This window comes from Solidesulfovibrio magneticus RS-1, assembly GCF_000010665.1.
Lineage (GTDB): Bacteria > Desulfobacterota > Desulfovibrionia > Desulfovibrionales > Desulfovibrionaceae > Solidesulfovibrio > Solidesulfovibrio magneticus.
In genome coordinates this window covers 4812071-4831844 of record NC_012796.1, presented here as the reverse complement: position 1 = coordinate 4831844, position 19774 = coordinate 4812071, and the positions used below count along the sequence as shown (strand labels likewise).

General features: G+C 65.9%; 18 protein-coding genes. 4 read left to right on the top strand and 14 right to left on the bottom strand.

Annotation, left to right across the window (positions count from 1 at the left end):
* The first annotated feature begins 55 nt into the window (after positions 1 to 55).
* Positions 56 to 1960, top strand: coding sequence for an asparagine synthase (glutamine-hydrolyzing) (asnB, locus tag DMR_RS20120; protein WP_015862887.1), 1905 nt, complete (start codon positions 56 to 58; stop codon positions 1958 to 1960).
* Positions 1961 to 2138: 178 nt separating this feature from the next.
* Here asnB and DMR_RS20115 read toward each other — a convergent pair whose 3' ends face one another.
* The 6 genes from DMR_RS20115 to DMR_RS20090 form a co-directional block, all read right to left on the bottom strand.
* The gene (locus tag DMR_RS20115) at positions 2139 to 2408 is read right to left on the bottom strand and encodes a type II toxin-antitoxin system RelE family toxin (protein ID WP_015862886.1); all 270 of its coding nucleotides are present in this window, start codon (positions 2406 to 2408) and stop codon (positions 2139 to 2141) included.
* Positions 2392 to 2616, bottom strand: a complete 225-nt coding sequence (locus DMR_RS20110; protein ID WP_043601238.1) for a type II toxin-antitoxin system RelB family antitoxin — start codon at positions 2614 to 2616, stop codon at positions 2392 to 2394. The genes DMR_RS20115 and DMR_RS20110 overlap by 17 nt, the downstream gene beginning before the upstream one ends.
* A gap of 115 nt (positions 2617 to 2731) precedes the next feature.
* Complete coding sequence (locus DMR_RS20105; RefSeq protein ID WP_015862884.1) at positions 2732 to 3751, bottom strand: electron transfer flavoprotein subunit alpha/FixB family protein; 1020 nt, start codon at positions 3749 to 3751, stop codon at positions 2732 to 2734.
* A gap of 10 nt (positions 3752 to 3761) precedes the next feature.
* Positions 3762 to 4562 (bottom strand): electron transfer flavoprotein subunit beta/FixA family protein, encoded by an 801-nt coding sequence (locus DMR_RS20100; RefSeq protein ID WP_043601236.1) that lies wholly within the window; start codon positions 4560 to 4562, stop codon positions 3762 to 3764.
* Between the two features lie 276 nt (positions 4563 to 4838).
* Complete coding sequence (locus tag DMR_RS20095) at positions 4839 to 6695, bottom strand: 4Fe-4S ferredoxin (protein WP_015862882.1); 1857 nt, start codon at positions 6693 to 6695, stop codon at positions 4839 to 4841.
* Positions 6696 to 6917: 222 nt separating this feature from the next.
* Positions 6918 to 8966 (bottom strand): acyl-CoA dehydrogenase family protein, encoded by a 2049-nt coding sequence (locus DMR_RS20090; RefSeq protein ID WP_015862881.1) that lies wholly within the window; start codon positions 8964 to 8966, stop codon positions 6918 to 6920.
* A 249-nt stretch (positions 8967 to 9215) separates the two neighbouring features.
* Here DMR_RS20090 and DMR_RS20085 point away from each other — a divergent pair, with 249 nt between their 5' ends.
* The gene (locus tag DMR_RS20085) at positions 9216 to 10328 is read left to right on the top strand and encodes a DUF342 domain-containing protein (protein ID WP_173362488.1); all 1113 of its coding nucleotides are present in this window, start codon (positions 9216 to 9218) and stop codon (positions 10326 to 10328) included.
* Positions 10329 to 10337: 9 nt separating this feature from the next.
* Here the strand turns inward: DMR_RS20085 and DMR_RS20080 are convergent, their stop codons facing one another.
* The 6 genes from DMR_RS20080 to DMR_RS20055 form a co-directional block, all read right to left on the bottom strand.
* Positions 10338 to 11621 carry a histidine kinase gene (locus DMR_RS20080; RefSeq protein WP_015862879.1) on the bottom strand — a complete coding sequence of 428 codons (1284 nt, stop codon included), beginning with the start codon at positions 11619 to 11621 and terminating at the stop codon, positions 10338 to 10340.
* A gap of 75 nt (positions 11622 to 11696) precedes the next feature.
* A complete protein-coding gene (locus DMR_RS20075; protein WP_173362487.1) occupies positions 11697 to 12587 on the bottom strand; it encodes a HesA/MoeB/ThiF family protein in 891 nt (296 codons plus the stop codon).
* A 151-nt stretch (positions 12588 to 12738) separates the two neighbouring features.
* Positions 12739 to 12969: a MoaD/ThiS family protein gene (locus tag DMR_RS20070; RefSeq protein ID WP_173362486.1), complete on the bottom strand. Its 231-nt coding sequence runs from the start codon at positions 12967 to 12969 to the stop codon at positions 12739 to 12741.
* Positions 12966 to 13265: a hypothetical protein gene (locus tag DMR_RS20065; RefSeq protein ID WP_006920327.1), complete on the bottom strand. Its 300-nt coding sequence runs from the start codon at positions 13263 to 13265 to the stop codon at positions 12966 to 12968. The genes DMR_RS20070 and DMR_RS20065 overlap by 4 nt, the downstream gene beginning before the upstream one ends.
* Positions 13266 to 13278: 13 nt before the next feature.
* Positions 13279 to 13809: an acyl-CoA thioesterase gene (locus DMR_RS20060; protein ID WP_006920326.1), complete on the bottom strand. Its 531-nt coding sequence runs from the start codon at positions 13807 to 13809 to the stop codon at positions 13279 to 13281.
* Complete coding sequence (locus DMR_RS20055; protein WP_006920323.1) at positions 13806 to 14045, bottom strand: hypothetical protein; 240 nt, start codon at positions 14043 to 14045, stop codon at positions 13806 to 13808. The genes DMR_RS20060 and DMR_RS20055 overlap by 4 nt, the downstream gene beginning before the upstream one ends.
* Positions 14046 to 14255: 210 nt before the next feature.
* On the opposite strand from DMR_RS20055, the gene DMR_RS20050 reads away from it, so the two are divergent.
* Positions 14256 to 15380, top strand: a complete 1125-nt coding sequence (locus DMR_RS20050) for a linear amide C-N hydrolase (protein WP_015862876.1) — start codon at positions 14256 to 14258, stop codon at positions 15378 to 15380.
* A gap of 564 nt (positions 15381 to 15944) precedes the next feature.
* Here the strand turns inward: DMR_RS20050 and DMR_RS23975 are convergent.
* Positions 15945 to 16889, bottom strand: coding sequence for an IS110 family transposase (locus DMR_RS23975; RefSeq protein WP_148208341.1), 945 nt, complete (start codon positions 16887 to 16889; stop codon positions 15945 to 15947).
* A 278-nt stretch (positions 16890 to 17167) separates the two neighbouring features.
* On the opposite strand from DMR_RS23975, the gene DMR_RS20040 reads away from it, so the two are divergent.
* Positions 17168 to 18361, top strand: coding sequence for an MFS transporter (locus DMR_RS20040; protein WP_015862875.1), 1194 nt, complete (start codon positions 17168 to 17170; stop codon positions 18359 to 18361).
* A gap of 135 nt (positions 18362 to 18496) precedes the next feature.
* Here DMR_RS20040 and DMR_RS20035 read toward each other — a convergent pair whose 3' ends face one another.
* Complete coding sequence (locus DMR_RS20035) at positions 18497 to 19774, bottom strand: Nramp family divalent metal transporter (protein ID WP_015862874.1); 1278 nt, start codon at positions 19772 to 19774, stop codon at positions 18497 to 18499.

The following is a 19774-nucleotide window of genomic DNA, read 5'->3' as shown; positions in this document are numbered from 1 at the left end:
TTGCGGTTTCGCTGGGGACAGGGCGCTGGGATAAGGTCGAGGAGGGGGCGCAACCATGTGCGGCATTTGCGGGTTTCTCACCAACCAGGGCGGCCCGGAAACCCTTGGCCAGGTGCTGGGGGCCATGAACGGGACTCTGGCCCATCGCGGGCCGGACGGGGAGGGCATCCATCTCGACGTCTTTGCCCAGGGCGGCGGCGCGGGCCTGGCCCATCGCCGGTTGGCCATCATCGACCTCGTCACCGGCGACCAGCCGCTTTTCAACGAAGACCGCATCTTGGCCATCGTCTTTAACGGCGAAATCTACAATTTCCAGGAGCTGCGCCAGGAACTCGAAGCCAAGGGCCACGTGTTCGCCAGCCGCAGCGACACCGAAGTCATCGTCCACCTGTACGAAGAGCTTGGCCCGGCCTGCGCCGCGAAGCTTCGCGGCATGTTCGCCCTGGCCATCTGGGACGCGCCGCGCCGGGAACTGTTTCTGGCCCGCGATTCCTTTGGCAAAAAGCCGCTCTATTACGCCGCCGTGCCCGGCGGCCTGGCGTTCGGATCGGAACCCAAGGCCGTGCTGGCCCATCCCGCCGTGGCCCGACGCCTCGACCCCGAGGCCGTGGCCCACTACCTGACCCTGCAGCACGTGCCCGAGCCGTCAAGCGGCTTTGTGGGCGTGGCCAGTCTGCCGGCCGGCCATACCCTGCTGTGGCGTGGCGGCCGGCCGCACATCGAGCGGTTTTTTCGCCTGGACTACCAGCCCAAGCTTACCGGCTCCGTGGACGATCTGGCCGCCGAGCTGCGCAGCCGCGTCACCGAGGCCGTACGGCTGCGGCTGGTCGCCGACGTGCCCTTGGGGGCGCATCTGTCCGGCGGCGTGGACTCGGCCATCGTCACCGCCGTCATGGCCGGCCTCACCGACCAGCCCGTGCGCACCTTTTCCATCGGTTTCGCCGAGGAAGCCTTCAGCGAGACGCCCAAGGCCCGGGCCGTGGCCGAACGCTTCGCCACGCGCCACACCGAATTCGTGGTCGGCTTCGACGAGGCGCGAGCGGCCATGGAAGCCGTGGTCGCGGCCACGGACATGCCCTTTGCCGATCCCTCGGCCCTGGCCTCCTGGCATCTCTGTCGCCTCACGCGCCAGCACGTCACCGTGGCCCTCAACGGCGACGGCGGCGACGAAATGTTCGCCGGCTACCAGCGCTACTGGCTCGATCCCCTGGCCGACGCCTATGCCAGACTGCCCCATGCCGTCACCCGCCGACTGGTCCCCTGGCTGGCCGGGCTGTTGCCGGCCAAGGGCGACGTGCCCGTGGAGGCCGACTGGCGCGCCGGCCTCAAGCGCTTGGCCCAGGCCACGGCCATCCCGCGCGCCGCCAGCCTCGTGCGCTGGGGGTCCTATTTCTCCCCGGCCGACCGGCTGGCGCTTTTGCGCCCGGAATTCGCCAAGGCCGCCGGCCCGGCCGATTCCGTGGCGCTTTACGTCTACACCGCCGCCGCGTCCAAGGCCGATGCGCCGCTGGACGCCTCGCTTTTTGCCGACGCCAACATCTACCTGCCCGGCGATCTGCTGGTCAAAGCCGACCGCATGGCCATGGCGAGCGGCCTGGAAGGCCGCTCGCCGCTGCTCGACAGCGAACTGGCCGTCTTCGCCGCCCATCTGCCCACGCGCCTGAAGCTCAAGGGGCTGACCGGCAAATACCTGCTGCGCCGCGCCTTCGCCGACTTGCTGCCGCCCGGCATCGCCAATCAATCCAAGCGCGGCTTCGGCCTGCCCGTGGCCGGCTGGTTCCGGGGGCCGCTGAAGTCCTTTGCCCACGATCTGCTCATCGGCGGCAAGGTCTGCCGGGAAATCGTCCGCCCCGAGGCCGTGGAAGCGCTGCTCACGGCCCACGCCGCCGGCCAGGCCGACCACGGCAAACGCCTCTTCGCCCTGGTCATGCTGGAACTGTGGCTGCGCCGGTTTTTTTAGAATTGCCTCCGGCGGCCAGGAGAGGCGCTGCCTCTCCTGGACCTCTCCGCTGGGGGCCTGAGGCCCCCAGACCCCCCACATGGAGAAAGGGGGTGAAGGGGTTTTCGGCGCTGACTGGCCCTCCATGGGGAAAGGGGCGGATGGGGCGGAGTGGTCGACGGGAAGTTGATTTTCGCGATTATTTATAAATCTCGCGGCGGTGGCCGAGAAGAACGACGAGAATACGGATACGCTCGTCCTCGATGTCGCACAAAATCCGGTAGTCCCCGGCGCGGAAACGCCACAGGCCCGAGAATCGGGAGCCCTTGAGGGGTTCGCCCAGGGCGCGGGGATTGTCGGCCGGCGCGACCCGTTCGCGCAAAAACCGGACGATGCGCGTTTGGGCTTGCGCTCCCAGACGCGACAACGCCTTGGCCGCCTCGGGCGTGAAATCAATCGTCCAGGCCAAGGCGACGCTCCAGCTCCGCTAACGGCACGGCCGGCTCGCCGCTGGCCCGAAACCGCTCCAGGGCCGCTTCCGCCAGATATACGTCTTCCATATCCTCAAGGCTTCGCTCAAGCGCTTCGCGGACATAGAAGCTTTTGGGGCGCTTGGTCGCCTCGGCCAGGGTATTGAGCCGGGCCTCCAGCGCTTCGGGGAGTCGGACAGTCAGCATGGCACGCCTTCTTTTTGTCATACATGTAGTGCTTGTATGGCGCGGAGTCAAATGGGCAAACAAAAAGCCGGAAGCGGTCTCCCGCTTCCGGCTTTTTGTTTGCGCCTGCTGCCGCTTAACCGAGTAGTTCGTTGACTTTCTTCATGACGGCGAAGGCGTCGGCCACATAGAGCACGTCGGCCTTGCCCTGGGCCCAGCCGCAGGCGGCGTCGAGGTTGACGGCCCGGCGTTCGGTGATGAAGCGCCAGCCCACGACATGCGGCTCCTCGCCGTGACAACAAGTGGCCAAGCCCTTCTGGTGGCGCGGGGTGGAGCCGGTCTGGCCGACCTGATGCAGGTGGGTGAGGAACGGCAGCACGGCCTCGCCGTCGCCGCCCATGTCCACCAGCGACTTGCTGCTGCCAAGGGACGCCTTGGAAGCGCCCAAAAACCCGAGGATCAGCGCGCTGGCTTCGGCGGTGTGGGGCGCGCCGTCGGCCTGCTTCTTGGTCCAGCCCGCGCCGGCCACGAACAGCGTGGCGGCGTCGGGGCGGATGGTCTGCTCGTCAGCCGAGGGGGCGACGATGGCTTTGACCGCCGTGCGGGTCATGGCCGGGGTGACGGGGGCGTCCACGGCGGTGACGGCGGCCTGGCCGGGCGCGCCGTCATAGGCGGCGTAGCAGCCGGCCGAGACGGTGAGGCACCAGGGCCGGGCCGTGCGGGTCAGCTCGGCGGTCATGCGCTGGCGATAAAAGCCCCGCGTGGCCACGGGCTGACCGTCCTTGGCGGCCACGGCCGTGACGTGGGCGTCGATGCGTCCGCCCAGGCGAGCGGCCACGCCCGGCAGGGCGCGGGAGACCCGGGAGTCGTCGGCGGCCACGATGATGGTCGCGCCGGCGGCCTTGGCCAGGGCTTCCATGGCGGCGGCGTCGGTGGCGTAGCGGGCCGGGGCAAAGGCTTCGCCGGTGACGGCGTAAACCTGGCCGCAGGCGGCCACGGCAGCGGCGGCCGGGGCGACGTCGGCCCCGAAAAGGCCCACGGCCAGGGGCGCGCCCAGGCCTTCGGCCAGGGTCTTGGCGGCGGTCAGGGCTTCCAGGGAGGCTTTGGGCAGCGAGCCGTCAGCAGCCACGGGCGAGATGAAGAGAATGGTTTCCATGGCGGCCTCCTTAGTTTTTCAGCCAGTCGACGATTTCCTGGGCGATGACGTCGACGGGGGTGTCCTTGACCACGCGGGTTTCGCGCTTCTGGGCCGGCAGGGTCACGGACTGGTAGTCGATGGCGTCGGCCTTGACGGCGGCCGGCTTGGCCTTTTGCAGGGCCGGCATGACAAGGCGCATGTTGGCCATGCCCACTTGGGGATTGTTGGGCGGCTCGGGCAATTCGCCCGTGGCCCAGCCGAGCACGGCCGGCGCGCCGGAGCAGGTGGAAATCTGGTACGCGCCGCCTTCGATGCGTTCCATGATCTCCAGGCTGCCGTCGGCGCCCACGGTGAGCTTGTCCACGCCCTGGAAATGGTCGGCGATGCCGAGCTTTTCGCCCAGGATCTGGAGCGTGGAGCCCGAGCCGCGCGAGGCCGACTGCCAGCCGCCGAACAGCAGCAGCTTGGAGGCGTCCAGGCCGGCAATGCCGGCAATGACGGCGTGCAGGGCCTCGGCCACCTCAAAGGAGTCGGTGAATCCGCTGGCCGGGCCGTCGGCCACCACCAGCTCGAAGGGAGCCTTCTGAGCCACGGTCATCATGAGCTGCTGCAGCTTGGCCTTGGGGCCCAGCGACACCAGCCAGACCTTGCTGCCGGCAACGGTCTTGGCCAGATTGGCCGCCTCGTACAGGGCGTGGGAGGCCCAGGGGTCCAGCACCGAAGGCAGCATGAGTTCGTTTTTGAGTCCCCAGCCGGCCGGTCCCTTGACCGGCTCCAGCGTCTGCAGCGGATCAGGCACGATGCCGCCGCATACGACGATATGAAACATAAGCGCTCCTTGTCGGGGGGCCGGAGGAACCGGGGGAGGGAACCCTTTTTTGCAAAAAAGGGTTCCCTCCCCCGGACCCCCACCCTCCCAAAAAACTCTCAATAAGCTAAATTAGTTGCCGCTAATTCCCTTTGCAGGGGGCGAAGCCGGGAACGACGCTCCCGACTTCGCCCCCCGCCAAGGGGGTCCGGGGGGGATTATCCCCCCCCGGCGGGTGCAGGGCAGCGCCCTGCCGGAGAGGTCTGGAGAGGCAGCGCCTCTCCAGAGTCTTAATTCTTAGTTCTCCGCAGAGTGCAGACCGCCGGCGCCGGCGGTGAAGCGGACGTTGGTGCGCTCGGGGTCGATCTTGGACGGCTTGGAGCAGTTCCACAGGCACGCGCCGCAGTGCAGGCATTTTTCGCGGTCGAAAAGCGGCACGCCGTCGTCGGGGTTGGTGGTGATGGCCTGGCCGGAGCAGGCTTCGATGCAGGTCTTTTCGCAGCAGGCCCGGCAGGTGTCGTGGTCCTCGAAGGTGACGTGGTCGGCGTAGCCCGGCGCGGCCTGCACCTTGCCGCCGATAAGCAGCGCGTCCTGGTGGGAGATGAGCAGCTTGCCGTCGTATTCGATGGCCGGCCAGCCCACGCGGTCCATGAGCGCGTCGTGCAGGGCCAGGCCCTTGGCGGTGCAGTCCTTGCGGATGCGCGCGATCTCCTCGCAGGAGATGCGGCCCCGGTAGTATTCCTCGATGGACGGGATGCGCTTGTGGACCGGTTCCGAGTCGGCCGGCCAGCACAGCGCGCCCTTGGTCAGGCCGGAAATCGCCATGCCGACGACGCCCGGAATGAAGCCCGAGGCAAAGGCCTCGCGGGAGCGGCGGGCCTGCTTGGCTTCGGCCTCCAGCCAGGAGGCGCGGCGGCGGGCCACGTAGGTTTTTTCGAGGTTCTCGTTCGTGAACGGCAGGCCCTGCTCCAGGAGCTGCACCACGGCCTGGCCGAGCATGACGCCCGAGGCCCAGGCTTCGTCCACGCCGGAGCCGGTGAGCACGTTGGTGGTGCCGGAACCTTCGCCGATGCGGGCGTAGCCGTCGCCGACGAGGTAGGGTTCGCCGTTTTTGCCGGATTCCTGGAGCGTCTTGGCCCCGAAGGAGGTCAGCGTGCCGCCTTTCAAGTATTTCCAGAGGTAGGGATGCTGCATCCAGTGCTGGAGGTAGCGGTAGGCGGTGCGCGCGGGGTTGTCGAACCAGCTGGGCACGAAGATGCCAAGCGAGGCCTTGCGGTCGGGCAGGACGTAGAGGAAGCCGAAAATTTCCGGTTCGGGGTAGCCGATGGTGTGGATGACCGTGCCGGGCTTCAAGGGGCAATGGCCGGGCAGGTCCACCACGACCTTCATGCCCACGGCGTAGTCGCGCTGGTGGTGGCCGATGGGCAGCCCCCGGGCGTCGTCGATGGCGCGGCCCACGGGACCCACCGGGCCGTCGCCGACCACGGTCAGCTTGGCGCGCACGTCCATGCCGGGCATGTAGGCGGCGTCGGGCTTGCCGGCTTTGTCCACGCCCTGGTCGGCCAGGCGCACGCCCACGACCTTGCGGTGCTCGATGATGGGCGCGGCCACGGGGGAGGAGGGCCAGATCTGGGCCGCGCCGGTAGCCATGACGTTGTTGCCGACCCACTGATTGAACTGGCCGATGGAGAAGGTCAGGCCGTCGTGCTTGTTGAGAAACGGCGGGATGTACGGCAGTTCCCAGGAGAAATCCCTGTAGGTGCAGCCCGGGAAGCGCCCGCCAAGGAGCTTGAAGGCGGCGTCGGCGGCTTTCATGGGCAGCGGCCGGCGGCTGGCTCCGTGGGGATCGAGGAGGTAGACGACCTTTTCCTCGGTGATGGGCGCGCACATGGGCAGGCAAGCCGGGTCGAGGTCGGGCAGGGTTTCGCGGATGGCCCGGGCCTTGGAGACCACGCCCGAGACGCCCACGCCGATGTCGTCGGCGCGCTCGTAGCAGATGACCTGGGGCGGCATGCCGGGCATGAGGTCGCTTTCCATGACCGGGGAGCCGTTCTCGTTGACGATGCCCCGGGCGAGCGTGGTCAGAAACCCGCCCATGGCCGGCCCGAAGCCGACGCAGACAATGTCCGTTTCCATGACCTGCCGCTCATCCATACGCGCCTCCGTGCTGGGTGGGAGGAGGAGGCGAAGAGCTGGGGGAGGAAACCCCTTTTTGGAAAAAGGGGTTTCCTCCCCCAGACCCCCACCTTCCCCAAAAACTTTTCAAGGGGGTTTTATGGCGTCATGCCGTGTTGCCGCAACGTTCCCCCCTCAAGGGGGACCGGGGGGGATGATCCCCCCCGGCGGGGCTCGGGGCAACGCCCCGATTATTGTTTATTACATCGGATAATCAAGCGCTTCCGGGATCATGACCTGGGTGAGCGCCTGTCCGGCCCGTTCGCGGGCCGCGCCGCAGCCGGCCAGGGACGCGTCCACGGCGGCGCGCAGGCCGGCGAAGGCGGTCAGATCGGCTCCGGCCGGGGCGTAGCCGTAGACCAGGGAAGCGCAGGCCTTGGCGGCCTCACCGGCGGCCTTGGCCGCCTGGACCCGGGCCAGATCGCTAAAGAAGGCGACATAGCCTTCCAGGCCCTCGGCAACCACCGGATTTTCCGGCCCCTTGGCGGCCAGCTCCAGCACGTCGAGGATCTGCAGGCGCGTGGCGATCAGCGGACACAGGGCGTCGGCCAGGGGGAAGGTCACGGCTTGCCGGTTGCTGTGGTAGAGCTTCTTGCCGTCGGCGTCCTTGTTGGCGGACAGGAAGTCGAAGGTGTGCTTCCACAGCGTGAGGCCGGCGGCCACCGAGGCCGCACCGGTCTCGGGGTTGGACGCGGCCACGCGCTCCATCTCGGCGATGTAGTTGTCGACGTAGGCCAGGAAGATGTCGCTGGCCATGGTGATGCTCATCTGGCGGCGCTGGACGCACTCGGGGCCTTCGTAGGTGGCTTCGAGCTGGCTGTCGTTCCACTTGTGGAACAGGAACCCGGGGCAATCCTCGGTGATGCCGTAGCCGCCCATCATGGCCACGGCCTCGCGCATGACCGTGGCGCCGTGGCCGGTGTTCCACAGCTTGCAGGCCGGGCAGAGCACGCCGGCTTCGGCTTCCAGCGCCTGGTACTTGACCACAGGATCGGCGTCCAGGGCGGCGAAACGGGCGGCGTCGCGCTCCTGCTCGGGGACAAAGAGCAGGTTGACGTATTCAATGGCCTCGGGCTGGACCTTTTTGAGCGCCGTCATCTGGCCGCGCGCCCCGGATACGCCCTTGGCGGCCAGGGCCGCGTCCTTGGCCTTTTCCGTGGGATCGAGCTGGTCGAAAAGCCGTGCCGTGGCGAACCCCAGCGAAGCCCCGGCCTCGCCGGCGGCCCAGACTTCGGCCAGACGGATGACGGCGTCCTGCTTCTGCTGCAGGCCGAGTTCGAATTTCGCCGAACCGGCCTCGCAGGCGTCGCCGCCCCGGAACCGGCCGCGCTGGTAGCGGATGACCGGCTCCACGGCCGAGAGCAGCTTGGCCGTGGTCATGAGCGCCACCGGCACGCGGGTGCGGTGGAACACGGCGGCGATGACCTCGGAGTGGGAATAATTGGGAACGATGCAGCCGTCTTTGACGGTGTAGCCGCCGACGATGCGGCTGGCCGGCACCTTGAGGTTGAAGACCGGGTCGCGGGTGGAGGACAGCTGGTGCACCATCTTGAGTGTGGGCGCGCCGCGGTCGAACAGGCCCGGGTCGGTCTCTTCCAGGATGATGATGCAGGAGGATTTGATGCGCGGGTCGGCAGTGTCCACGGCGGCGGTGGCGTAGTTGGCGAAGTCCATGCCGGTGATGAAGCGGCCGCGCTTTTCCACGTGCAGGATGGGCTCCTGGCCTTCTTCCCAGGAATCGACGCGCACCTTGCCGGTCAGCACGCCGGTGTCGACGCCGACGTAGGGGATGGGTTCGGTCAGGGCGAAGGCGCCGCGCCAGGGGGCGCGATCCGGGGCCGGGGCGCACAGGGTCATGTAGTGGTCGCGCTGTTCGGTGGTGCCGCGCTCGTGGATAGGCGACAGGGCCAGGTTGTTGGCCAGGGAGCAGGTGGCCGCGCCGGCGTCGACCCAGGAAAGTTCGAAAGCGACCAGGGACAGGGCCATGTTCTTGGGCCCTTCGATGAAGCCGCCCTGGTGGGGATCGAGGAAGACGGCGGTGATGCCGGCTTCATCAAAAGTCTTGAGCAACGAGTCCTTCTGCTCGGTCCATTCATGGGAATGGCGCACGCCGTCGGCCACCATGCGGGCCACGACGCCCCGGGCCACGGAACGGGCCGACTGCACGGCCATCTGGAGATCGAAGCGGTCGGCGTAGCGCCACATGATTTGCCGGACGTCGTCGCCCGGGAGAGTACGTAGGGTTTCCATAGGTCTCGCCTGGTTCGTGGTTGCTGGCGCGGGAGCGCAGGTGTGCGCTGATTATAAAGTAGGGGAAGCTAAAATATTCGGCTCCACGCGTCAATCCGGGGTACGGCGCGAGGGCGGCTGCCCTGGGGCGTCGAACAGGCCGGCATCGCGGCGGATTCCTGTCCGGCCGGACTTGTGCAAATGGTCGCGGTCCGGTACGAATCCAGGCAGGGGGCGTGTCCCCGCAACCTCCGACTCCGACGGGCGGCCATGCGGTATGTGCTGACGCACCATTTCGACCCGGACTTCGAACAGCGCCGGCTGCGCCCGAAGAACCGGGAAGACGGCAGCGTGGACCAGTTCGACCTGGGCTACGTGCAAAACGTCGCCGCCGGCCAGCTCCTGGCCGAATGGACGCCCCTGGCTCCGGGCGAGAACGCGCCGGACGAGGCCATCGTCTCGGAAAACACCGCCTTTCCCCACGGCGAGGGCTGCAAGGTCGATCCGGACAACCCGCTGCGGCTGCTGGCCGCCGTCAACGGCCACGTGGCCCGCATCGACGGCCGCATCACCGTGCGCGAGACCCTGGCCATCGGCCGCGACATCGATTTCCACACCGGCAACATCGTGGCCCTGGGCGACGTCATCATCGGCGGCGACGTCCGGTCCGGATTCACGGTTATGGGCCGCCACGTCACGGTGACCGGGCTGGTGCTGGCCGCCCGGGTTCGGGCCATGGGCAACGTCACCTGCAACGGCGGCATCCAGGGCGGCGGCAAGGCCACCCTGCGGGCCGGGCGCAGTCTGCGGGCCAGATTTTGCGAAAACGCCGTGCTCCACGCCGCCCAGAACATCCTCATCGACGGTTCGGCCATGCATTGCCGGCTTTTCGCCGGGGAGAAGCTGGCGGTCAAGGGCCGGCTGGCCGGAGGCGAAGCCTACTGCGGCGAGGCGGTCTACGTGGGCGAGCAGCTCGGCGGCGGCGGCCAGAGCCAGACGCGCATCCTGCTCGGCTACGACCCCGAGCGCATCCACAAGGACCAGCACATCAAGGCCGGGCTGCGCCAGGCCCTGCTCGACGTCGAGGCCTGCCGGGTGGATATCGGGCGCGGCGGGGAAGCCGCCAAGGAATGCAGCGCGTTGCTGGCCCAGGGCGAGCAGCGCGTCGAGGCCTTCCGCCGCCAGCTCAAGCGCTTGTGGGAGAGTCCGGCGGCCACTCGGCGTTTTTCCAGTTGCCGGGTCATCGTGCCGGGCCGCATCGGGGCCAATGTGGAAATCTCCATCGGCGAGGCCCATTCCGTCATCCCCGAGGACACCCGCGACGCCGTGGTCCGCTACCAGGACGGCGAAATCGTGGTGGAGCATCCGGCGCTGCGCAAATAGTGCGCGCCCCTAGGACGTCTGGTCGTAGTCCGGATGGTCCTCGGGTTCGAGGTCGAGCACTTCCTCGCCGCCGATGTAGGGCATGAGGATGGGGTTTTCCACGGCCTTGAGCAGGTTGGCGATGGCCCCCTTGAGGCGGTTGACGTTCTCCACGATCAAATTCACGTACTGCATCTTTTTTTCGACTTCCATGCGCTCGATGGTCAGTCCGATGAGGTGGCGCATGGCGGCCGGGGCCAGCTTGGGCCAGGGGCCGGGGATGAGCTGCATGGCCTCGTTGATGAGCGCCGTGCCGATCTCGTCTTCGTGGTCGAGAAAATCCTCATAATCTTCCAGGATCAGCTCTGCCCCGTTTTTCATGATGGCCAGCACGTTGTTGCCCACGTGGGCCATGCCGCCGGCCGCTTTGGCCAGGGCGTCGCGGCCCACTTCCAGTTGGCGGCCCACGGTCAGCGACACGATGCGGGCGCAGTCGGCCAGAAAATCGGTCTCGTAGCGGTCGAAATAGTTGGCCTTCTTGGAATAGAGCATGATCAGGCCAAAGGCCTTGTCGTCCGGGCCGCGCAGGAAAAACGACAGCCGGCAGCGGTAGCCTTCGAGATAGGGCACGCAGTCGATGGACTCGCCGCCGCGTTCCGGGCCAAGCAGGTTGTTGGAGCGCACGAAAAGCATCCGCGGATTGGCCACCGAGCGCATGACCGGATGGTGGGGCAGGGCCTCTTCCATGAATTTGACGAAGATGGGCGTGGCCCGGCCGGTGTGGGTGTTGGCCGCGATGTTGACCCAGTGGCCGGACTCGTCGCGCAGACGGCAGACGTAGAGGTCGGCCTTGAGTTCCTTGAGCAGCACCTCGGCGCTTTGCTCCAGGATTTCATCGGCGGTCTGGAAGTCCTGGCCGGCGTTAATGAGCTCGTAGAAAATTTCCAGCATGAGCTTGGCTTTTTCATGAGCCTTCTTGGCCAGGCCGAAGCGGTGCTCCAGCTGGACCAGACCGGGGTTGGCCTTGCGCAGGCCCTCGATCTTGGTGACTTTGAGCCGGTCGAGCTCCAGGCGGATGGCGGTCAGCACGCCCAGCAGCGATTCCCAGTCCGTCACGGGCCGGTCCGGGTCGTCGAGCTGCGGTGTGAGCGGCAGCACATCCAGAGACGTCTTGAGGGACAACAGCAGATCGCACACGGCCCGGCGCACGGCTTCCGGGGCCGAGCCGATGATGTTGAGCAGATGTTCGCGGGGGTCGCTAGCCGTCAGCAGAAGCGGCGTGGCAATGGGGCAGCAGTCGGCTTTGAGGGTCATGTCGCTTCCTTGGGCGCGGGCACGGGATCGGATGAGGACAGCATAGCGCGGGCCGCGCCGTCTGTCATCCGGGCGTCACAAGGAGACGGTGTCGAAGCGCATGGTCTCGAGATCGGCGATGAGCACCTTGCCGCACAGCGCCCCGGGCCGGCCGGCCAGCAGCCGCACAACCTCGGCCGATTGCAGGGCGGCCGCGGCCATGACCGCCGGCGACGGACAGCCCAGCACGTCCTCGGCCGCCGTGCCCGAGCCGCCGCCGCCGAACAGGTCGGCCGGCGACGGCCCGCCGGGCAGCACCGTGGCCACCAGCACGGTGTAGCCGGCAACGGCGGCGGTCACCAGCGGGATGCCGCGCGCGGCGGCGGCGGCGGTCAGGGCCGGCCGGTCCCTCAGGCCCCCCAGGGCGTCCACGCCCACCGCCGCGCCGTCAAGCAGCGCGTCCATGCCGGCCCGGTCCAGAAAGGCGGCCCGGGCGCGAAATTCCACCGAGGCATTGACCGCCGCCGCCCGCTCGGCGGCGAGCGTCGCCTTGGGCCGGCCCACGGCGTCCAGGCGCGAGAGCAGCTGGCGATTGAGGTTGCTTTCCTCGAATACGTCGCCGTCGGCCGCTTCGATAATGCCCACGCCGGCCCGCACGAGATTTTCCACGATGCCGCCGCCAAGTCCTCCCAGACCCACCAGGGCGGCCTTGGACGCCAGCAGCCGGGCCTGTTCGGCCAGGGAAAAAGCATGGAGGTTGCGGGCGTAGCGCAGGGGGGTCAAGCCGGCCTCCAGGGCGGCGATCTCCACCAGCCTGGGAGCCAGGGCGAAGCGCGCGGCCAGTTCGGCCACGGCCGGGACGTCGAGGAAACGGCCGGGCCGGCCGTCGGGATAGGTTCCGTCCCGTGCGGCGGCCTCCAGGGCGGCGGCCAGGGCCGGGCCGGCGGGAGCTGCGGCAGCGGGAAGAGGCGGCGTGTGGTGAGCCATGGCGATCTCCGGCGGGCGGGCCGGCTGCGAACGAACCGGCCCGGGGATGCTCAGGGGAGCCGGGCGTTGTCGCGGCCCCCCTGCCAAACTTCACAAGCGCAAAATGGCGTCATCCCCGGCGCGGCGTTGCCGCGACGCCAAGGGGTGCGAATCAGCCGCCGGTGATGGGCGGCACAAAGGACACGACGCTGCCCGGAGCCAGCACGGTGTCGAGTCCGGCCGGGGCCTCGTTGACCAGCACCGACCCCAGGGCCTCGGGTTCGATGCCGAGCCGATCGGCCAGTTCGCCCACGGTTTCGCCGGGGCCGATGGAGGCCACGCCGCCGGGAGGGGCATAGGGGGCCAACGTCGCCAAGGCGCGGACGGTGACGGTGTCGCTCACGCTTCGCCCTCCGGAGCTTCGATCCATTTATTGAGCGCCTGCACGATCTTGGTGGCCTGATCGCGGCTGGAGATGGCGAACTTGGACTGCACGCGGTAGGTGTCGCCGGATTTCTTGTAGCGGCGGATGGCGTAGCGGTCGGGGCTGTAGGCGTCTTTCTTGGGGTCCCACTGGACGAAGCGGAAAATGATGGTGGTCCAGGCCCCCCGGGTCAGGATCACCTTGTCCAGCTCCTTGGTGAGCATAACGCCGTCTTCTTCGTAGTTGACGGTCAAGTCGTCGATGGTCTCGGCCACGCGGGCACCTCGCTTAGGAATTTTCGGACTGGTGTTGCAGTTGGGAATCGCGTTCCCGGCGGCGCTCCTGAAGCCTGGCCTCGCGGCGGGCGGCGGCTTCGCGGTTGCGGCGGCGGTCGGCGTCGGATTCGAGAATAAGTGGCGGCACGGCCTGGGGACGGCGTTCGGCGTCCAGCGCCACATAGGTCAGGTAGGCCGAGCCGGCATGGCGGGTTTCGCCGGTGATGGGGTTTTCACACTCCACCCGCACGCCCACTTCCATGGAGGTCGCGCCCACGAGGTTGACGCTGGCCATGAAGGTGACGACCTCGCCGATGTAGGCGGGCTTGAGGAAATCCATGCGGTCGATGGAGGCGGTGACCACGGCCGAGCGGGCGTGGCGTATGGCGCAGATGCCGCCGGCGGTGTCGATGTATTTGAGGATGACGCCTCCGTGGACGTTGCCGGCCGGGTTGGCGTCGGAAGGGAGCATCCGCTGGGGCATGACCACATGGCTGGCCGAGACGGGCTTGGGGTCCAGGGAACGTTTTTCAGGCGCGCTCATTTGGCGGTGTACCCCTTTTCCTTCATGCATTCGTCGATGATGGCCTGCTGTTTGGTTTCGGCGTCGTCGCCGGCCTTGACGAAGGCGGTGGAGACGTAGGCTCTGTTTTCACACTCGGAATAGTCCCGGTCCACGGCCTCCTGGGGCACATTGTCGGCGTGGGGCACGATGGAACCGCAGCCCAGGGCTGTGGCGGCCAGGGCCAGGGCGGCGGCAAGGGCGAATCGGCGAAACATGGGGGGCCTCCTTGGGGCCGTGTGGGCGTCGGATGGGAAAGCCTTAGCGTTCCCGGGGGGGCGGGGTCAATGGAGAGGGGGCGCTCCCTTACCTTTAACGGCGCTGGACCAAACCTTCTAACAAAGGTTATAAGCAAGATGAGCCTCCTTATTCCTCTGGATGCGTCAGCCTTCAACCCGTCACCGCCCCCCGGGCAAAGGAATCCCGCCATGCCGCGATTTGCGCGTCTCGCCCGTCTCGCCGGCCTCGCCCTGTCCCTGACCATTTTCGCCTCCGCGCCCCAGGCCGACGCCTGCACCAGCTTCCGCCTCAAGGCCGCCGACGGCTCCGTCGTCTACGCCCGCACCATGGAATACGGCCAAGACCTCGCCTCCAAGGTCGCTATCTTCCCCGCCGGCTCGCCCTTTGTCGGACTGACCCCGGATGGCGCGGCCAAAGGGCTGCGCTTTCGCGCCAAATACGGTTTCGCCGGCATGAACGCCTTTAGCTCCAACATCGTGTGCGACGGCATCAACGAAAAAGGCCTCATGGTCGGCATGCTGCTCTTCCCGGGCTACGCCGGCTACCAGCCCTATGCCTCGGGCAAGGCCGGCAGCACCATCGCCCAGTTCCAGGTCGGCGACTGGCTGCTCTCCCAATGCGCCACCGTGGCCGAAGCCAAACGCGAAATCGCCAAGATCCGCGTCTGCCAAGGACCGACCAGCCTCGACGGCGTGCCCATCGGCGATCTGCCGCTGCATTACACCATCCACGACGCCTCCGGCGCGTCCGCCGTCGTCGAATACGTGGGCGGCGAACTGCGCATCCACGACAATCCCCTCAGCGTGCTCACCAACTCCCCGGATTTCGACTGGATGCTCACGTACCTGAGCAACACCGTCAATCTTTCGGCCACCAACGTGCCGGCGCTGGACCTCAAGGGCTACGTGGTGCGCCAGACCGGCCAAGGTTCAGGCATGCTCGGCCTGCCCGGCGACTTCACCCCGCCCAGCCGCTTCGTGCGCATGACCGCGCTCACCCAGTCGGCCCTGCCCGCCCCCAACGCCGAAGCCGCCGTGTCCCTGGCCATGACCATCATCGGCAACGTGGACATCCCCAAGGGCGCGGTGCGCGGCATCGAAGACGGCAAGCCCATCTACGACGTCACCGAATGGACCGCCGTGGCCGACGCCGCCCGGGGCCGCTACTACTGGCAAACTTACGCCGACAAGAACTGGCGCTACGTTGATCTCAAAGCCGCCCTGGCCGCCGCCGCCGGCAAGCCGACCTCCATCGCCATCAGCGGGCCGCCGACCTACGTCGACGCCACCAGCGCCGCCAAGCCGGGGCTGTAGGGGTGATGTTTGGTAAGAGTTTGGAATGAGGGGAAGATGCCTCCGGCGGCCGGGGGGCTCAGCCCCCCGGACCCCTGGATTGGGGGGCGGTCGGTCGGTTGGGGGCTTGGTCGGCGGGCGGCAGGCCCGAGAGAAGAAGGGTGCTGGAATTTTCGGGTTGCCGTCCAGGCGGAAGCCGCCCGGACGGCAACCCGAAAATTCCAGCACCCCCCTCGCCAGCGAACCGGGCCGATTTTCACGCGATCAAAGCCTCGCGTGAAAATCGGCCCGGTTCGCATTTTCGGAGCAGGGGAGATCAAAGCTGTTTCTGGGCGGGTAACCCCGGGCGAACCGGGTCGTTGGAAATTCCGGGGCGTCGAGCACCCGGCGACAGCCGGGCGCATCGACGCCCCGGAATTTCCAACGACCCACGCGGCGCAGCCGCCAGCGCTCCGCGCTCAAGGGCGCTTGCCGCTCGCCGACACAGCGCCTTACGCCGCAAGTCCCCAAGCGGGGTTTCCAACGGGGCTCAGCCCCTTTGGCCGCCGGAGCAACGGTGTTCTGAGTCAACCGATAATCAGGGATCTACGCCGCGTGTGCGTACTGTCCCCACGGTTGCCCGGATCGCACCATTGCATTCAAAATCGTTATCAACTTTCGCATCGAAGCAACTGCGGCGACTTTATGTGGTTTGCCGGCTTCCTTGAGGCGATTGTAAAAATCACGTATGACGGGATTGTATTTTTTAGCTGACAAGACAGCCATATATAATACAGATCGAACATCACTTCGACCTCCCCATACACGACGTTTTCCTCGACGCTTTCCGCTGTCACAATTCAAAGGGGCAACCCCAACAAGAGCAGCGATCTCCCGACGATTCAACGTTCCAAGCTCAGGCAGATTGGAAAGGAGCGACCTTGATAGGACATCTCCGACTCCAGGGACGCTCCGGAGCAAATTGTCTCGCTCACGCCAAATCGGACTCGCTCGTACTACTGTGCCAAGATGCGTGTCGATCTCAGACAATCGTTCCTCAAGCCAGTCAATATTCTTCTCTATATCTGCTCTTACCGAGCCATAAGCACGAGTAAAACGATTTTTTTCCATGACAAGCATTCGAATGAGTTGGTTGCGCCTGGACATTAGCGAACTCATTTCTTGCGCTTGCTCGTCCTTCAGAGGGCGTACTTCAGGCTCCATCTGCTTGCCAAAAAGAGCAAGAATCTCAGCGTCAATCTTGTCTGTTTTAGCCAGCCGTCCTTTAGCTCGCGCAAAATCCCGAGCCTGGCGGGGATTGATGACTACAACGGGGAATTTCTTGAGACTCAATGCCGTGGCAACAGGAATTTGAAGGCCGCCAGTCGCCTCGATGATAATAAGCTTTGGACGAAATTTTGAAAATTTCCTGCAGATAGCTTTTATACCATCGGGGTCGTTAACAAATTGAAAGTCATTTCCGTCAGGAAGCGTGTGGACAGCAAGAGTTTCCTTAGAGACATCAATTCCGATGAAACAGTCAGCAGCCATGTACATTCCTCCAGTACCCAGCCTTGTGATACGGGCTCTTAGCCCAAGCAACGGTTCGGGCTTCATGGAAGAAGGGGACGACGATCATGGCTCCGGCTCGAGCTTAAAACTCAAGGCAATTTCGACCTATCGTCCCCTTGACCCCATCAAGCTAACCTCGATGGGGAAACATACAAGGCACTCTTCTCTAATTCTTCTTCCCTTGACGCCACCCCGGGCGGCCGGGTATCGGGCGGATTCGTTTCTTTTTGCAACTTTTTTCCGGTCTGGTTCCTCGTATGTCCGTCTCTGACAAGCCGCGTCTGTATTCCTTCGAGTTCGCCAGCCTGTGCGTGCTTATTTTTCTGGCGTATTGCAATATTTCGGTCTTTTACAGTCTCTACGTCTATTTCGAGGCGCTTGGGGTGCCGCAGTCCTGGCGCGGGGTGCTTATTGGCGCGTCATCGCTGGCCACCATGGCCGCCTATCTGACGGTCAGCCCCTTTTTGACCACGCAAAATGCGGCCAAGGCGGCGGCGGCGGGCGTTGTCGTGCTGCTGGGCTGCGGCGTGGCCTATCTGTATGCCGTTTCTCCCGGGGCTTTGCTGGCCGTGCGCCTGGCCAACGGCCTGGGCGTGGCCTTGGTTTCGGCCGGGGCCATGACGCTTCTTGTGGCGGCCATTCCGCCGAGCCGCAGCGGCCAGGCTTTTGGCGTGTATTCCATTGCCATGCTGCTGCCGTATTCCGTGGTGCCGCCGATTTTTGATTGGCTGTCGCCGGCGCACCTGGATTATCCCCACGGCTACGCCCTGGTGGCCATGGCCCTGGCTCCGGCGCTGGTCGTGCTGGCGGTTTTGGGGCGACAGGTGAAAAAGCGTCGGATGCCTCAGGCCGAGCGGCCGACGCTTTCGGCCATGGCCCGCAATGCGACCAAGGGGCCTGTGGCTCAGCTGTTGGCCGTCAACGCCATGTATTATTTGAGCTTCGCCTCGATCTTTTTTTTGGCCAAGAGTCTTTTCGCGGCCCGGGGGCTGGTTGGGGCGGGCGTCTTTTTTTCCATACAGACGGGCTGCATGTTGCTGCTGCGGCTTTTTGCCAACCGCGTGTTCGACGTGGCCCCGAAGCTGTGGCTCATCCGGTTTTGCTATGCGGTGACGGGCGGCACGTTTTTGCTGCTTTACGCGGCCCATTCCCAACCCATGACCTATCTGGCGGCGGTGCTGCTCGGCTGCGGCATGGGGGTGGGGTCGCCGTCGCTCAATGCCTACATGTACGAGTTGTCCGAGCCGGAGTTTCGGGGGCTTAACGCCAATCTCATGATGCTGTCGCTGCAGGGCGGGAGTTTTGTGGGGCCGATCCTGGGCGGCGCGGCCGTGGCGGTCTGGGGCTACGACGGTTTTCTGTTGGTCGGGGCCGGGGCCTGTCTGATCGGCCTGGTCATGAGCGCCGGCCTGGGCCGCGCCGCTTCTGGCGTGGCGCAGCAACATCCTTGATTTTTTGAAAAATACTCACGTATTTTTCAAGGGGCGCACCGCCCGCCACCCCCAAAAAGCCCCCTTTCCTCCCTTTGGGGGGTCCGGGGGCCTCAGGCCCCCGGCCGCCGGAGGCATTCTTCTCTTGTATTTAAACTACTTCGCCACCAGCTTCACCAGTGCGTCCACTGCGCCGGGGCGCACGGTGTCTATGGTCATGACCAGGGTCAGGCCGATGACGGCGACGACGGTGACCCAGGCCACGGCGTTGAAGATCGGGCCGTTGACGTAGTCGCCCATGAGCCGGCGGTTGTTGACCAAAAGCAGCATGAGGATGAGCACGAAGGGCAGCATGACGCCGTTTATGACCTGGGAGACGTACATGACGTCCAGAAGCGGCATGGCCGGGATGAGGATGGTGGCCGCGCCGACGACGATGCTGATGGTAAAGAGCCAAAAGAATTCCGGGGCCTTGCGGAAGTCCTTGTCGATGCCCAGTTCCCAGCCCATGGCTTCGCAGATGTAGTAGGCGGTGGACAGGGGCAGGATGCCGGCGGCGAACAGCGAGGCGTTGATGAGGCCCACGGCGAAGAGCCATGAGGCGTATTCGCCGACCAGCGGCTTTAAGGCCATGGCCGCGTCGGCGGCGGTTTCGACGTTAAGTCCCTGCTTGTGGATGGAGGCGGCGCAGGCGACCACGATAAAAAGGGCCACGATGACGGCAAGCAGACAGCCGACCACCACGTCCACCCGGGTGTAGCCGTATTTGTCGGCGGTGATGCCTTTTTCCACCACGGCGGCTTGTTGGTAGAACTGCATCCAGGGCGCGATGGTGGTGCCTATAAGCGCGATCATCATGGCCACGTAGCTGCCGCTTGCCTGAAACGACGGGGTGACGCAGGCCTTGGCCACCTCGCCCCAGGCCACGTCGGCCGAGAAGGCGGCCAGGGGGTAGACCAGATAAATGACGCAGACCACGAGAAACACCCGTTCGACGATGCGGTAGGAGCCTTTGACGATGAGCAGCCACACGAGCAGGGCGGCCAGGGGCACGGACACGAACTTGCTGACCCCGAAAAGCTCCATGCCGGCGGCGATGCCGGCGAATTCCGAGATGGTGTTGCCGAGGTTGGTGAGAAAAAGCGCCACCATGATGTAAAAGGTGGTGCGCAGCCCGAACGACTCGCGGATGAGGTCGGACAGGCCCTTGCCGGTCACCGCGCCCATGCGGGCGCACATTTCCTGGACCACCACCAGGGAAACGGCCGTGGGGATGAGCATCCACAGCAGCGTATAGCCGAACTGCGCCCCGGCCAGGGTGTAGGTGGTGATGCCGCCGGCGTCGTTGTCCACGTTGGCGGTGATGATGCCCGGACCGAGCAGGGCGAAAAAGAGCAGGATATTTTTGCGCGAGAGCTTGGAAAAAAATGGCAT

Coding starts and splice junctions, on each gene's coding strand:
- DMR_RS20110 (WP_043601238.1), bottom strand. CDS start 2,616: ATGCTGACTGTCCGACTCCCCGAAGCGCTGGAGGCCCGGCTCAATACC.
- DMR_RS20080 (WP_015862879.1), bottom strand. CDS start 11,621: ATGACCCTCAAAGCCGACTGCTGCCCCATTGCCACGCCGCTTCTGCTG.
- DMR_RS20050 (WP_015862876.1), top strand. CDS start 14,256: ATGCCGCGATTTGCGCGTCTCGCCCGTCTCGCCGGCCTCGCCCTGTCC.
- DMR_RS20055 (WP_006920323.1), bottom strand. CDS start 14,045: ATGTTTCGCCGATTCGCCCTTGCCGCCGCCCTGGCCCTGGCCGCCACA.
- DMR_RS20085 (WP_173362488.1), top strand. CDS start 9,216: ATGCGGTATGTGCTGACGCACCATTTCGACCCGGACTTCGAACAGCGC.
- DMR_RS20100 (WP_043601236.1), bottom strand. CDS start 4,562: ATGTTTCATATCGTCGTATGCGGCGGCATCGTGCCTGATCCGCTGCAG.
- DMR_RS20060 (WP_006920326.1), bottom strand. CDS start 13,809: ATGAGCGCGCCTGAAAAACGTTCCCTGGACCCCAAGCCCGTCTCGGCC.
- DMR_RS20105 (WP_015862884.1), bottom strand. CDS start 3,751: ATGGAAACCATTCTCTTCATCTCGCCCGTGGCTGCTGACGGCTCGCTG.
- asnB (WP_015862887.1), top strand. CDS start 56: ATGTGCGGCATTTGCGGGTTTCTCACCAACCAGGGCGGCCCGGAAACC.
- DMR_RS20090 (WP_015862881.1), bottom strand. CDS start 8,966: ATGGAAACCCTACGTACTCTCCCGGGCGACGACGTCCGGCAAATCATG.
- DMR_RS20040 (WP_015862875.1), top strand. CDS start 17,168: ATGTCCGTCTCTGACAAGCCGCGTCTGTATTCCTTCGAGTTCGCCAGC.
- DMR_RS23975 (WP_148208341.1), bottom strand. CDS start 16,889: ATGGCTGCTGACTGTTTCATCGGAATTGATGTCTCTAAGGAAACTCTT.
- DMR_RS20035 (WP_015862874.1), bottom strand. CDS start 19,774: ATGCCATTTTTTTCCAAGCTCTCGCGCAAAAATATCCTGCTCTTTTTC.
- DMR_RS20095 (WP_015862882.1), bottom strand. CDS start 6,695: ATGGATGAGCGGCAGGTCATGGAAACGGACATTGTCTGCGTCGGCTTC.
- DMR_RS20075 (WP_173362487.1), bottom strand. CDS start 12,587: ATGGCTCACCACACGCCGCCTCTTCCCGCTGCCGCAGCTCCCGCCGGC.